The following is a 12,047-nucleotide window of genomic DNA, read 5'->3' on the forward strand; positions in this document are numbered from 1 at the left end:
GCTTACCGCGCCACCAATATGAGCACCGCAAAAGCGAACGCCGCTACGGCCACCACAATGGTCATGAACAGCATGACCCGGGAGAACGGGAGCGCCTGATCGTTGCGCATCGCCGCTTCCATCTGCCCCCAACGGCGGTAAGAAAGCGCTGCCAGCCCCGCCCCTACCAGAGCAAGCAAGACGCAAAGTACCAGGCGGACGGGTGTCGGCGCGATGTTTGGAGCCAGTTGGTCAACGGCGACCGCGCCGGCGAGCAAGGCCAGGGATGTGCGGATCCACGCGAGGAAGGTACGTTCATTGGCGAGGGAAAACCTGTAATCGGGTGTCTTGCCTGTCCGTCGCCAAGCAGGTTCACGCAAAGTGTCTCTCCAAATTTTGTCAGTGCCGGGCAGCTTCCCCACCATACCAGCGGTGGTCCACGGGCGCGGTAAGTTACTGGCATGAGTGTTGAGCCTAAGCCCCCCGCTGTTCCTTCCTTCGAGTCCCGTGTCCACGGGTCGCTTTTGGGAGGGGCGCTGGGTGATTCCCTTGGTTATGCAGTGGAGTTCGACTCCATTGCGGCAATTCGCGCCCGCTATGGTTCCGCCGGCCTGACTACCTTCGGGCAGCTCGACGGCGCCAGCCACTTTTCGGACGACACGCAAATGACGTTATATACCGTTGACGGCCTGGTGGAAGCCCTCGAATGGGCCAACGACGGCGTAGCGGCTGACGAGATCGCCTGCCTTTGGCTGGCTTACCTGCGCTGGCTCGCCACCCAGGATGTTGCTGTCGCCTCGGCCGCTCCCGTGCCGCAACCGCGCTGGATAGACGCCCAAGAGGTCCTGCGTCACCGCCGTGCACCCGGAAACGCCTGCCTCAGTGGTTTGGCAACGGGGGAAATGGGAACAGTTGCACGTCCGGTCAATGCCGACTCCAAAGGCTGCGGCACAGTGATGCGTTCAGCCCCGTTCGGGCTCATCCCCCACATTTCACGTGAAGCCGTCTACAAGCTCAGCTCCGACGCCGCTTCGTTGACACACGGACACCCTTCGGCGCGGCTCAGCGCTGCCGCCTTTGGCCTGATGATCCACAACATCGTGGCCGGAAGCGACATTCGCACCTCCGCTACCGAGGCCCTCAGCTATGTCAACGGTGTCCCCACCAAAGCACCCGAGCTGGCGGAACGGATGGAAGCAGCCCTGCAGTTGTCATTGCAGCCTGCCCCACTGGACCCGGAAGGACTGACCACAGCGCTCGGTGAGGGCTGGATTGCCGAGGAGGCACTCGCCGTCGGGCTCTACGCCGTGTTGGCAACCAGCGGCGGCACGCCGGCAGAGCACTTCCGCGAGGCAATAGCCGTGGCCATCAACCACAGTGGCGACAGCGACTCCACGGGCTCCATAGCCGGTAACATCCTGGGGGCCTACTACGGCGAAGACTGTCTTCCATCCGACTGGCTCGAGGTCTTGGAAGCGCCGGAAGTCATTCGCGGCATGGCGGACAGATTGCTTGCGGTCACCACCGGCTAAACAGAGGACCACATGACGGGATGGGGCGCTACACGCCGCCCACCATCTGCAGGAACTCGCCCTCAGACACAACCTCGATTTGCTGGCCCTTGGCATGCAGTTCCAGGACCCGCTTGGCTTTGCCTGTGAGGCGCCCGGCACGAAGGTCGCCTGCGACAAAGCCATCACCCACGATCAGCACAGTGGTACGTGCTGTGACCCGGCTCTCCGGACGTGCACCCATGTCCGCGGCGCGGGACTTCGCCTCTGGCCTGGTGATGGCGAGGTCGCCCGTAAATACCACTGTCTGGCCGAAGAGCGGATGTCCGGGTTCCGCAGCCGGGTTCGGCAGGGGGTTGGGCCCCTCCTCCGGCCAGCTCGAGAAACCGTTGGGTACGCCAAGTGCTCGTTCCACTGTTGGTCCTGCGAAGCTGCCGGTTCTGGCAGCCAATGCGGACATGGTCGCTTTGGACAGACCTTGGGCTGGATCGAACGCCGGTTGCTTCGGCAGGTTGAGACCCAAAGAAAGGTAGAGCTCGGCGATGCTGTTGGCGTTGTTCCGCCGGGCGATATCCACAAGGATTCCGGCGCAGGCGCGGGCGTCTTCCGCGGCGTCGTGGTGGTTGACCAGGGGAACGCCTGCTTCCTCGGCGGCATAGGGCAAGGAGTTGGACACGAGCGAGTAGCAACGGCGGGAGAGCATCACGGTGCATACGTAATCGTAGGCTGGCCCGGCAAGACCGGACACTTCCAGGCCTGACCGGATAACGCCGAGGTCGAAGGCTGCGTTGTGGGCAGCGAGTACGTCATCACCGATGAAGGCGCCAATTTCCGGGAAGAGCTCCCCGAACCGCGGGCGATCAGCGACGTCTTCGGCGCGAATACCGTGGATGCGCGTGTTGTGGAACTCGAAGTGATCGTGGTTTTCGGGCGGGCGCATGAGCCAGGAGGCTTCCTCCACTACCACTCCGCCACGGACTTTACTGAGGCCTACCGAACACGGAGACCCCCGGAAGCCGTTGGCTGTTTCAAAGTCGATCGCCGTAAAGTCCAATGCCACTGGACAAGGTTACAGCCGGAAAAGGCCGCCCTTGCCGATTTCCGCGGCGGGGCGGCCCTTCCGGCCTGCATTGTGGCCAACGCTACATTCGGGCGCCTAGGGGGTGGCCCTGCGAAGGGTTGCGTAGGAACCGGCCGCCAGGATGACGCACAACAGCGCAGCCCACCCGCTGATGCTAAGCGGTGTCTGCTGGGCAAACCAGCTTCCAACACTTTCCCATCCCTGCAAGAACGTCGTGAGGGCAGCGGCACCGATCAGGGCGACTGCTGTACCCAAGGTTGAGACCAGCGTTCCAGTAGTGCCCCAACGCTTGAAGATGGTGGCGAACCAGAAGCCGATGATGAACATAAACATCATCAGCACAAAGAAGAATGCTGCCGTCGAGTACCAAGGACCATCCGTGACCCAAGGGATATTGAAGAAGTATCCATAGACACCCCAGCCGTTGGTTGCCCGTTCGATGACGCCACCCAGCATGTAGAGCACTGTCATCCCGACCGCAATCAGCGAGAAGAGGCCCAGGGTTCCCAGATAGAAGGCACGTCGGCTGATGCTGAGGCCCTGGGAGAAGGGAAAGACCAAGGTCATACTCTGGATTCCCAGGACCAGGAAGTACCAAAGGGGTGCTTGGCTACCGCCACCATTTTTCGCCTCAGTGACGGGAATGAGCGCGAAGATCGCGAGCGATATGAGGAAAGATGCGGCCAGGATGGTCAATGGCCATCCAATGTACGTCCATTTGTTGATCAGCTGCATCCGGGCAACTGCCAGCGTCCTGCTCATCGCTTTGCCTCCATCGTTTCATCGGCGAAATCTCCGGTAATTGGCAAGAGGCCGGCTTCGGTACCGGCCATGGTCTTCCGTACCACCAGCTGCTGCAATGAAACCGGCGATAGTTCGAGGCCCAACTCCCGGGCTTCGGTGCGTTCGCTGCCGCTGAGAACCTCGTCCACCGTCACGGAGGCCAAGGACCCCAGCGTTTCGCGGTGCAGGATCCTGCGGCCGGCCAGGAAGGCGTCCACCTTTTCCGCGGAGCCTGAAACAGTGACAGCGGAACCCCGGATCTCGTCGGCATCAGCGTCCATGATGATCCGCCCCCGGTCGATCACGATGACGTGTTCAAGGAGGTTCGCTACCTCGTCGATCAGGTGTGAGGAAAGGATGATGGTGCGGGGGTGCTCGGCGTAGTCCTCCACCAGGCGGTCGTAGAACAGTTGCCGGGCGACGGCGTCGAGACCCAGGTACGGCTCATCGAAGAACGTCAGTTCCGCGCGCGAGGCGAGGCCAATGATGACTCCGACGGCGGATAGCTGACCGCGTGAGAGCTTTTTGATCCGGCGCTTGACGGGAAGCTGGAAGTCTTCGGCCAGGCGGTCCGCGAAGCCTTGGTCCCAATTTTTGTAGAAGAGCGCCGCGGAGCGGAAGGCGTGCTGCGGTTGGAAATCGTCCGGGTATTTCTGCGATTCACGGATGAAGCAGATCCGGGACAATACGGCATCGTTCTCGTAGGCGCCGGCACCAAAAACCAGGGCTTCGCCGGACGTGGCGAAGGCTTGGGCGGTGAGGATGGACATCAAAGTGGTTTTGCCCGCACCGTTGCGTCCCAGCAAGCCGTAAATGCGGTTCGCCGAAAGGCTGAGGTTAACGTTGTCCAGAGCGTTGAGGTCTTTGTAATGCTTGATCAGGTTACGGGCCTCGACGATGGTGTCATTCACAGGGCCGCGCTCCTTTCCTTGTCTGTCCCGGTTTCCGGTGCAAGCCCGGAGCTGCGTTCAATCATCGTGTTCAGCTGCTCTGTTGAGATGCCCAGCTTTCGGGCCTCCATTGCCAGCGGCTTGACGTACTGCTCAAAGAATTCCTCGGTGCGGCGTGCTACCAGCTGGGCGCGCGCTCCTGTCGCGACGAACATCCCTATCCCCCTGCGCTTATAGAGAATTCCTGAATCCACCAGCAGATTGACGCCCTTGGCGGCAGTCGCGGGGTTGATGCGGTGAAAAGCGGCGAACTCATTGGTTGAAGGAACCTGTGACTCTTCAGCCATGGTGCCGTCCACGATTCCGTTCTCGATGAGTTCGGCGATCTGCATGAAGATCGGTTTGCTGTCATCGATCATGAGCACCACCGGCTCACTGGTTCATTACTCATGTAACTAACCATACAACCAGCAAAGCAGCAGTCAAGGGATAGCCGGGAAAATTTCGACGACAGCCGTCAAGTAGGCTTGATGGGTGATCTTTTCTGCGATAAGCGACCTTGCCGTATCCACATTCGGGGGCGCGGGACCGGTTTCGCCGCCTATGGCTTCGTTCCTGCCGGACTGGCTGAACCCCGACGTCTTCCTCCGCGATTCACCTTTGGGACCGTGGGTGGTCCTCCTGGTCTGCGCCATTGTGTTCGCAGAAACAGGCCTCTTGGTGGGGTTCTTCCTGCCCGGTGACTCCATGCTGTTTACGGCGGGACTTCTGGTCTCCACCGGCGCCATCGAGTTCAACCTGTGGGCCATGTGCGCCATGATCATCGTGGCTGCCATCATCGGCAACCAAACCGGGTACCTCATCGGGTCCAAGGCCGGCCCGGCAATCTTCAATAAGCCGGATTCACGGCTGTTCAAGAAGGAAAACGTGGAGAGCGCCCACGCGTTCTTCGAAAAACACGGCGGCAAGGCCCTGATCCTGGCGCGGTTCGTTCCCATCATCCGCACGTTCGTGCCGGTGATCGTGGGTGTTGCGCAGATGGACAAGCGCAAGTTCTTCCTTTTCAACGTCATCGGCGCAGTCCTCTGGGGCGGCGGCGTGACCTTGCTCGGCGCATGGCTTGGCCAGTTCGAGTGGGTTGGCAACAACATCGACATCATCTTCATCGTCATCGTCCTGATCTCCGTTATCCCGATCTTCATTGAGATCGGCCGGGGATTCATGGCAAAGCGCAGGGCCGCGGCCGAAGGCACCGACCCCGTGGAAGAGTTCATCGAGGAGCACGAGGGCGGCAAGCACGGCGAGCACTAAGGCTCCCCCACTTCCCCAAAGCGCAGCAAAAGGCACCCCGCACAGCGGGGTGCCTTTTGCGTCTGCGAAGGAACTAGTTCGAACCGGTCCCGGACAAGGCCGACACAATCGAGGGTAGCAACGCGCGGAACGCCTGCCCCCGGTGGCTGATGGCGTTCTTCTCCTCAGAGCCAAGCTCGGCACAGCTTCGATCCATCCCGGCAGGTTGCAGCACGGGGTCGTAGCCGAAGCCACCCTCCCCGCGCGGCTCACGCAGGAGCGTCCCTTCCAACTGACCATACTCCACGGTCTCGTGGGCAATGCCGTCGGGACCCGGGACCGCCAGCGCGGCCGCACACACGAATGCAGCGCCGCGGAACGAGTCCGGAACGTCAGAGAGCTGTGCCAGCAACAGATTCAGGTTGGCGACGTCATCGCCGTGCGTGCCGGACCAACGTGCCGAAAAAATACCGGGGGCCCCGCCCAGGACATCAACAGCCAATCCGGAGTCGTCAGCGATGGCCGGCAGGCCAGTCGCTTCCGCCACGGCCCTGGCCTTGAGGAGGGAGTTCTCAGCAAACGTGACACCGGTTTCGGCAACGTCCGGGGCACCTGCCGCAGCGGCGTCCACAACCTGGGTGTCGACGTCGAGCCCTGGAACCTGGCCCCGGAGCAGTTCACGGAGTTCCCTCAGCTTGCCCTTGTTGTGTGTCGCCAGGACGAGGCGGGGAGCCCCGGAGACAGGCGTGCCGCTCACGGAGCTTCCGCCAGCGTCTCGCGCTGGATTGCGGACAGCTGGGTGGTGCCGAGGAGGGCGAGATCAAGAAGCGCGTTGAGCTCGTCGCGGTCGAACGGGGCACCTTCTGCAGTTCCCTGAACTTCCACAAATTTGCCCGAACCGGTGACCACTACATTCATGTCCGTCTCCGCGCGGACGTCTTCCACATACGGGAGGTCCAGCATCGGAACGCCATCGATGATGCCCACGGAGACTGCCGCGATGGTGTCCACCAAGGGCTCTGCGTTGCGGGCGATCAGCTTGTTCTCACGGGCAAAACGGATGGCTTCCGCCAGCGCCACGTAGGCGCCGGTGATCGCGGCCGTACGTGTACCGCCGTCGGCCTGGAGGACATCGCAGTCCAGGACAATCGTGTTTTCGCCAAGCGCCTTCGTGTCGATGATGGAGCGCAGCGAGCGGCCAATGAGGCGGGAGATCTCGTGGGTGCGTCCACCAATCTTGCCCTTGACTGACTCGCGGTCGGACCGGGTGTTCGTGGCCCGGGGAAGCATGGCGTACTCGGCCGTTACCCAGCCGCGGCCCTCACCCTTGAGCCAGCGGGGCACACCCTCGGTCAGCGAAGCTGTGCACAGAACCCGGGTGTTCCCGAACTCGATCAGCGCCGAGCCCTCCGCCTGCTTGGACCAGCCGCGGGTAATGCTAATGGGTCGCAGTTGGTCAGGGGTCCGGCCATCGGCGCGGATGACGGGAGTGGCTGTAGCTTCAGAAGTCATGGTTCAAGCTTAGCCAAGCTGAGGGCGTCAACCCGACGCCCTGCAAAGTTGGGCCACCGTAAACAGCCGGACCGAAGCGGACAGCTAAATCGTGTAGTGGACTCCGGCAACGGCAACAGCCACGTCACCGGTGAAGACCGGTTTGGCCTCGGACAGTACTTTGGTCTGTGAGGTCCACACCGGGATGTGTGTCAGGAGGAGGCGCTTGGCACCTGCATTCCTGGCCGCCTCCCCCGCACGCTTGCCGGTGAGGTGGACGTCCTTGATGCCGTCATCGCGGCCTTCCTCGAACGCCGCCTCACAAAGGAACAAGTCTGAGTCCCTCGCGGCGTCCTCGAGTCCCTGGCAGGAATCGGTGTCTCCCGAATACGTCAGGATTTTGGTAACGGACACACCGTCCTTACCCGGTTCCGTGGCAGTGACCCGCAAGGCATAAGCCTCTTCAACGGGGTGATTAACGGCGAAGGGGGTCACTGTGAACGGCCCCACTGTGACCGGTTTGAGCTCAGTCCAGTTGGTGAAGTCGAATTCCTCATGCATGCCCGGATCCAGGTCCAGCCCATAAGCCGTGGCCATTCTGTCCGCGGTAGCCGCGGGACCCCAAACCGGCAGGCGATCCCGGCCCCATCCACCGGGCTTCCACCGGACCGCGACATGCAGGCCGCAGAGGTCCATGCAGTGATCGGGGTGCAAGTGGGTAAGGAAGATCGCGTCGATGTCTTCCAAGTCCGTATAGCGCTGGATGGCCCCCAAGGCACCGCTGCCCAGGTCCATCACGATCTTCCACTCGCGCTCACCGTCGTGGGCCGTCACCAGATAGCATGACGCCGGCGAACCCGGACCGGGGAACGAGCCTGTGCAGCCCACGATGGTCAGTTTCACAGACCACGCCCCATGGTTTTGCCGGTGCCGCTGGTGAGGGCATCCTCAGGCTGGACGAAGTACGAGCGGCGGGACAAGCCGGCTCCCGATCGTGCCGCTTCCAGCATCTCGGGGGTAATGCGGGCAAGGCTGCCTGTTGGGTACTGGGCGGCGACATGGTCCACATGCTTCACGGAGAGGACCTCCGGGCCCAGGAAGCGGCGGGCGAGGATCTCGAACTGGGTGGCATCACCAGTGGCTATGAATTCGTGGCGGGGTGCTTGGGACCCTGTCCGCTGGATGCCGTGGTTGGCCAAGGCGCGGTAGACGTCCTTGGCAGTCTCTTCAGCACTGGAGACAAGCGTGACGTCCTCGCCCATGACGAATGAGATGACGCCGGTCAGCAGTGGATAGTGGGTGCACCCCAGGACCACAGTGTCCACTCCGGCGTCCTTAAGGGGCTCCAGATATTCATTGGCGGCGGCCAGGAGATCCGGACCGGTGGTGATTCCGGCCTCCACGAAGTTCACGAAAGCCGGGCAGGCCACGGACGTAATCGCCAAGTCCGGAGCGGCAGCAAACGTGTCTTCATAAGCTCTGGACCCTACAGTGGCCGAGGTTCCGATGACACCGATCTTCCCGGAACGGGTAGCAGAGACCGCACGCCGGACTGCCGGTTGGATAACCTCGATGACCGGTATGCCATACCGCGCCGTGTAGCGTTCCCTGGCGTCACGGAGCACGGCGGCGGAGGCCGAGTTGCAGGCGATAGTCAGCAACTTCACCCCTGAATCCACCAGCTCATCCATAACGCCCAGCGCATTCGCCCGGACCTCGGCAATGGGAAGCGGACCATAGGGGCCATTTGCGGTGTCGCCCACGTAGAGGATGGATTCGTTGGGGAGTTGGTCGATGATCGAGCGCGCCACCGTCAAACCACCCACGCCTGAATCAAAAATGCCGATGGGACGCGTCCCTATGAGTTCCCCGTTGCCGATGGGGGCGCCACTGCCCAACGCGGCGCTTGGTGAACCCGATGCTGAAGTCATAATTATTCGAGAATAAGGCTTCCCGTGGCGTGCGGCCATTACCTGTGCTCTCCGCCTCGTGTCTGATTTGTCACAGGACAGTCGCATTTGTTTCGGGGCAGGAGCAGCAACCCACCACCCGGATCAGGATTTCGCCTGCCTTGCGGCCAGCATCGCCTGCACCAAAGACTCCTGGAGCCACGTAGTGAAGTTGTAGACAAGGGCCAGATAGCTCTCTACATCCTCCGCCTGGCTCCAATCCTGCATGCTGTGGATATGCTCGGCGTCCGCTTCATCACGGATGTCCAGGCGTTCGGCCAATACCAGCCGGACATCGTTCAACGCCATCGACCAACGGGTGGCGTCCTCCGGCGTCAGAACGAGCTCGTTCTTGTCCAGGCCTAAAGCTGCGGCCCTCAAGGCCCCGATCTTGTTTTCCCGAACAGAGCGTTCGGTGAGCTGGCGGAACTCCAGCGAGCCGCCGTCGTCGTCCTTCATGACGTTCGGCAGGAGACGAAGCAGGGCACGGTCGCTGGGCTGCTTCACGTCCATATCCAAGCCGATCAGCGCTGCGAGCGGGTCTTCGTTCTCCCGGGCATCCGATTCCAGCATGGAAATGACGTCGTCCAGCAATCCGCGCAGGAGGTCCCGCTCCGCCGGCTCGAGGTATCCACTGATGCCCTTGAGACCGTATTTGAATGCCTTAGCCACGCTGGCGGCCGCCCTTTCCCGGTGTTTCGTTGCCGCTCGCGGCTTTCTCCACAGTGGCCCAGAGACCAAAACCGTGCATGGCCACCGCGTGCTGTTCCACTTGTTCCTTACTGCCGTGGGCCACAATGGACCGACCCTTCTTATGGACCTCCATCATCAGCTTGTGGGCTTTGGACTCGGAGTAGCCGAAGTAACTCTGGAACACATAGCTCACGTAGCTCATCAGATTCACGGGATCATTCCAGATCACAAGGTTCCACGGGATATCAGGGGCTGTCAGGACATCGGTGGACGATTGCTCTGCAGCTTTCGTTCGCTCGTCGATGTCCGTGCCATACGCAACGCTAGGGCTCATCTGTCCATTCTATGGCGGCTCGCACTAGAGTGAATCCGTGAGTAGAGCCTCGTCGTGGGACCACCCCGCAACTTCCTTGTACACAGACCACTACGAACTGACCATGCTTCAGGCGGCCTTACACTCGGGCGCCGCGCACCGCCGCTCAGTGTTCGAAGCATTCGCCCGCCGGTTGCCGGACGGCCGCCGCTACGGCGTGGTGGGCGGCACCGGACGCCTGTTGGAAGGCATAGCTGACTTCCGGTTCGGCGACGACGAACTTGCCTTCCTCGAGCAAAACAAAGTGGTCAACCAGGAAACGCTGGACTACCTCGCCGACTACAAGTTCAGCGGCGACATCTGGGGCTACGCTGAAGGTGACGCCTACTTCCCCAACTCCCCCATCCTCATCGTCGAGTCGACGTTCGCCGAGGCCTGCATCCTGGAAACCTTCATCCTTTCGGTCCTCAACCACGACAGCGCCATTGCTTCCGCGGCGTCGAGGATGACCTCGGCGGCCGGCACACGGCCCTGCATCGAGATGGGGTCCCGGCGCACCCAGGAGGAATCTGCGACGGCGGCAGCCCGCGCAGCCGTGATTGCCGGCTTCGCCAGCACCTCCAACCTGGAAGCGGGCCGGCGCTATGGCATCAAAACCGTTGGAACAGCAGCGCACTCCTTCACGCTCCTTCATGACACAGAGCGGGAGGCGTTCGAGGCGCAGATCGCGGCCTTCGGTCCAGGCACTTCCCTGCTGGTGGATACCTACGACGTCGAGACGGCGGTGCGTACCGCCGTCGAGCTGGCCGGTGACAAACTCGGCGCAGTCCGGCTGGACTCCGGCGACCTCATTGCCCAGGCGCAGTGGGTACGCCAACTGCTCGATGACCTCGGCAACGTGAACACCCGCATCGTGGTCACCTCGGACCTCGACGAATTCGCCATCGCGGCGCTCCAGTCCGCCCCGGTGGACTCCTACGGAGTTGGTACCTCCCTGGTCACCGGCTCCGGGGCCCCGACTGCCAGCATGGTCTACAAGCTGGTCAGCCGCACCAACGACGCCGGCGAATTCATCTCAGTTGCCAAGGCCGCCAAAAACAAGGCCAGCGTGGGCGGACGCAAGTACGCCCTCCGCAAGCTCAACGAACGAGGCCGCGCCACCCAGGAAATCGTGGGAATTGGCCACCGCCCCGAAGACGACGGCAACGACCGCGTCCTGCTTCACCAGTTCGTCAAGAACGGCGAGGTGCTGCCCGGATGGACCGGACCTGAAGGGGTCATCCGTGCCCGTGAACGGCACGCGGCCACCATGGCCGAGCTGCCCGCCGTCGTGAACCGCCTGCAGCGGGGCGAGGCTGCCATCCCCACCATCTACGAGGAGAACTGATGTCCAGGGCCCTGATCATCGTCGATGTACAAAATGACTTCTGCGAGGGTGGAACGCTTGCTGTCGAAGGTGGCGCCGCCGTCGCGGGTGCCATCACCGAGTACGTGGACGCCAACCAGCAACACTTTGACCACATCGTGGCCACCCAGGATTGGCACATCGAACCCGGCGACCACTTTTCAGACGACCCGGACATGGTTGACTCCTGGCCTCCGCACTGCAGGGCCCGAAGCAAAGGCGCTGAACTCCACGAAGACCTGGATCCCGAGTACATCCAGGCGTACTTCCGAAAAGGACAGTTCACCGCGGCTTACTCAGGCTTCGAGGGCGTCCTGGCCCCTGAAGACGACGTTCCCACCGGTGACCTGAAGGCAGGCACCGCCGTAGCGGAAGTCCTCGATGAAGACGCGATAGGGCTCGACGACTGGCTACAGAGCCACGACGTCGAGGAAGTGGTGGTGGTGGGACTGGCAACGGACTACTGCGTCAAGGCCACAGCACTGGATGCCGTCCAGGCCGGTTACACCACCACAGTCATCGCTGAACTCACGGCCGGAATCGCCGAGGACCTTTCGGCCGCCTACGACGAAATGGAAGCCGCCGGCGTCGAAGTTGAACGGGACTAAGACTGCTCTTCATCAGCTGGAAACACCGGAGGGCGCCGCAACCGCGGCGCCCTC

Annotated in this window: 15 protein-coding genes; 4 read left to right on the plus strand and 11 right to left on the minus strand. The window is 62.1% G+C overall.

From position 1 onward, the window contains the following. Window positions 1-2: 2 nt before the first annotated feature. A complete protein-coding gene (locus A477_RS0118750; RefSeq protein WP_175538584.1) occupies window positions 3-359 on the minus strand; it encodes a YidH family protein in 357 nt (118 codons plus the stop codon). Between the two features lie 81 nt (window positions 360-440). On the opposite strand from A477_RS0118750, the gene A477_RS0118755 reads away from it, so the two are divergent. Next, complete coding sequence (locus A477_RS0118755; RefSeq protein WP_017200430.1) at window positions 441-1,511, plus strand: ADP-ribosylglycohydrolase family protein; 1,071 nt, start codon at window positions 441-443, stop codon at window positions 1,509-1,511. Window positions 1,512-1,539: 28 nt separating this feature from the next. On the opposite strand, the gene A477_RS0118760 is transcribed toward A477_RS0118755, so the two are convergent. The 4 genes from A477_RS0118760 to A477_RS0118775 all read right to left on the minus strand — a co-directional run bounded on the left by A477_RS0118760 (window position 1,540) and on the right by A477_RS0118775 (window position 4,663). Continuing rightward, window positions 1,540-2,550, minus strand: a complete 1,011-nt coding sequence (locus A477_RS0118760) for a 3'-5' exonuclease (RefSeq protein ID WP_017200431.1) — start codon at window positions 2,548-2,550, stop codon at window positions 1,540-1,542. A 96-nt stretch (window positions 2,551-2,646) separates the two neighbouring features. Continuing rightward, complete coding sequence (locus A477_RS0118765; protein ID WP_017200432.1) at window positions 2,647-3,333, minus strand: hypothetical protein; 687 nt, start codon at window positions 3,331-3,333, stop codon at window positions 2,647-2,649. After that, window positions 3,330-4,265 (minus strand): ABC transporter ATP-binding protein, encoded by a 936-nt coding sequence (locus A477_RS0118770; protein WP_017200433.1) that lies wholly within the window; start codon window positions 4,263-4,265, stop codon window positions 3,330-3,332. Before A477_RS0118770 ends, A477_RS0118765 begins: the two co-directional genes overlap by 4 nt. Then, window positions 4,262-4,663, minus strand: coding sequence for a GntR family transcriptional regulator (locus A477_RS0118775; RefSeq protein WP_237715837.1), 402 nt, complete (start codon window positions 4,661-4,663; stop codon window positions 4,262-4,264). The genes A477_RS0118770 and A477_RS0118775 overlap by 4 nt, the downstream gene beginning before the upstream one ends. 130 nt (window positions 4,664-4,793) lie before the next feature. Between A477_RS0118775 and A477_RS0118780 the strand changes: the two genes are divergently transcribed. Continuing rightward, window positions 4,794-5,555, plus strand: a complete 762-nt coding sequence (locus tag A477_RS0118780; protein WP_192812027.1) for a DedA family protein — start codon at window positions 4,794-4,796, stop codon at window positions 5,553-5,555. A 73-nt stretch (window positions 5,556-5,628) separates the two neighbouring features. On the opposite strand, the gene rdgB is transcribed toward A477_RS0118780, so the two are convergent. From rdgB to clpS, 6 genes are all read right to left on the minus strand, one after another. Beyond that, entirely contained in the window at window positions 5,629-6,291 is a 663-nt protein-coding gene (gene rdgB / locus A477_RS0118785) for an RdgB/HAM1 family non-canonical purine NTP pyrophosphatase (RefSeq protein WP_017200435.1), read from the minus strand. After that, the gene (rph, locus tag A477_RS0118790) at window positions 6,288-7,046 is read right to left on the minus strand and encodes a ribonuclease PH (RefSeq protein WP_011775233.1); all 759 of its coding nucleotides are present in this window, start codon (window positions 7,044-7,046) and stop codon (window positions 6,288-6,290) included. Before rph ends, rdgB begins: the two co-directional genes overlap by 4 nt. 84 nt (window positions 7,047-7,130) lie before the next feature. After that, window positions 7,131-7,928, minus strand: a complete 798-nt coding sequence (locus A477_RS0118795; RefSeq protein ID WP_017200436.1) for an MBL fold metallo-hydrolase — start codon at window positions 7,926-7,928, stop codon at window positions 7,131-7,133. After that, window positions 7,925-8,995 carry a glutamate racemase gene (gene murI, locus A477_RS0118800; RefSeq protein WP_017200437.1) on the minus strand — a complete coding sequence of 357 codons (1,071 nt, stop codon included), beginning with the start codon at window positions 8,993-8,995 and terminating at the stop codon, window positions 7,925-7,927. Before murI ends, A477_RS0118795 begins: the two co-directional genes overlap by 4 nt. Window positions 8,996-9,079: 84 nt before the next feature. After that, on the minus strand, window positions 9,080-9,646 hold the full coding sequence (locus tag A477_RS0118805; RefSeq protein WP_017200438.1) for a DUF2017 domain-containing protein: 567 nt from the start codon (window positions 9,644-9,646) through the stop codon (window positions 9,080-9,082). After that, window positions 9,639-10,001: an ATP-dependent Clp protease adapter ClpS gene (gene clpS, locus A477_RS0118810; protein ID WP_011775237.1), complete on the minus strand. Its 363-nt coding sequence runs from the start codon at window positions 9,999-10,001 to the stop codon at window positions 9,639-9,641. The genes A477_RS0118805 and clpS overlap by 8 nt, the downstream gene beginning before the upstream one ends. Window positions 10,002-10,038: 37 nt before the next feature. Between clpS and A477_RS0118815 the strand changes: the two genes are divergently transcribed. Continuing rightward, the gene (locus A477_RS0118815; protein WP_026005761.1) at window positions 10,039-11,367 is read left to right on the plus strand and encodes a nicotinate phosphoribosyltransferase; all 1,329 of its coding nucleotides are present in this window, start codon (window positions 10,039-10,041) and stop codon (window positions 11,365-11,367) included. Continuing rightward, window positions 11,367-11,993, plus strand: a complete 627-nt coding sequence (locus tag A477_RS0118820) for an isochorismatase family protein (RefSeq protein WP_017200440.1) — start codon at window positions 11,367-11,369, stop codon at window positions 11,991-11,993. Before A477_RS0118815 ends, A477_RS0118820 begins: the two co-directional genes overlap by 1 nt. Window positions 11,994-12,047 lie beyond the last annotated feature (54 nt).

It is taken from the genome of Arthrobacter sp. M2012083 (assembly GCF_000281065.1).
Classification (GTDB): Bacteria; Actinomycetota; Actinomycetes; order Actinomycetales; family Micrococcaceae; genus Arthrobacter.

What these genes read in the sequence shown, in the direction of transcription:
- A477_RS0118765 (WP_017200432.1), bottom strand. Translation starts at nt 3,333, where the DNA reads ATGAGCAGGACGCTGGCAGTTGCCCGGATGCAGCTGATCAACAAATGG.
- A477_RS0118775 (WP_237715837.1), bottom strand. Translation starts at nt 4,663, where the DNA reads ATGATCGATGACAGCAAACCGATCTTCATGCAGATCGCCGAACTCATC.
- A477_RS0118755 (WP_017200430.1), top strand. Translation starts at nt 441, where the DNA reads ATGAGTGTTGAGCCTAAGCCCCCCGCTGTTCCTTCCTTCGAGTCCCGT.
- clpS (WP_011775237.1), bottom strand. Translation starts at nt 10,001, where the DNA reads ATGAGCCCTAGCGTTGCGTATGGCACGGACATCGACGAGCGAACGAAA.
- murI (WP_017200437.1), bottom strand. Translation starts at nt 8,995, where the DNA reads ATGGCCGCACGCCACGGGAAGCCTTATTCTCGAATAATTATGACTTCA.
- rph (WP_011775233.1), bottom strand. Translation starts at nt 7,046, where the DNA reads ATGACTTCTGAAGCTACAGCCACTCCCGTCATCCGCGCCGATGGCCGG.
- A477_RS0118820 (WP_017200440.1), top strand. Translation starts at nt 11,367, where the DNA reads ATGTCCAGGGCCCTGATCATCGTCGATGTACAAAATGACTTCTGCGAG.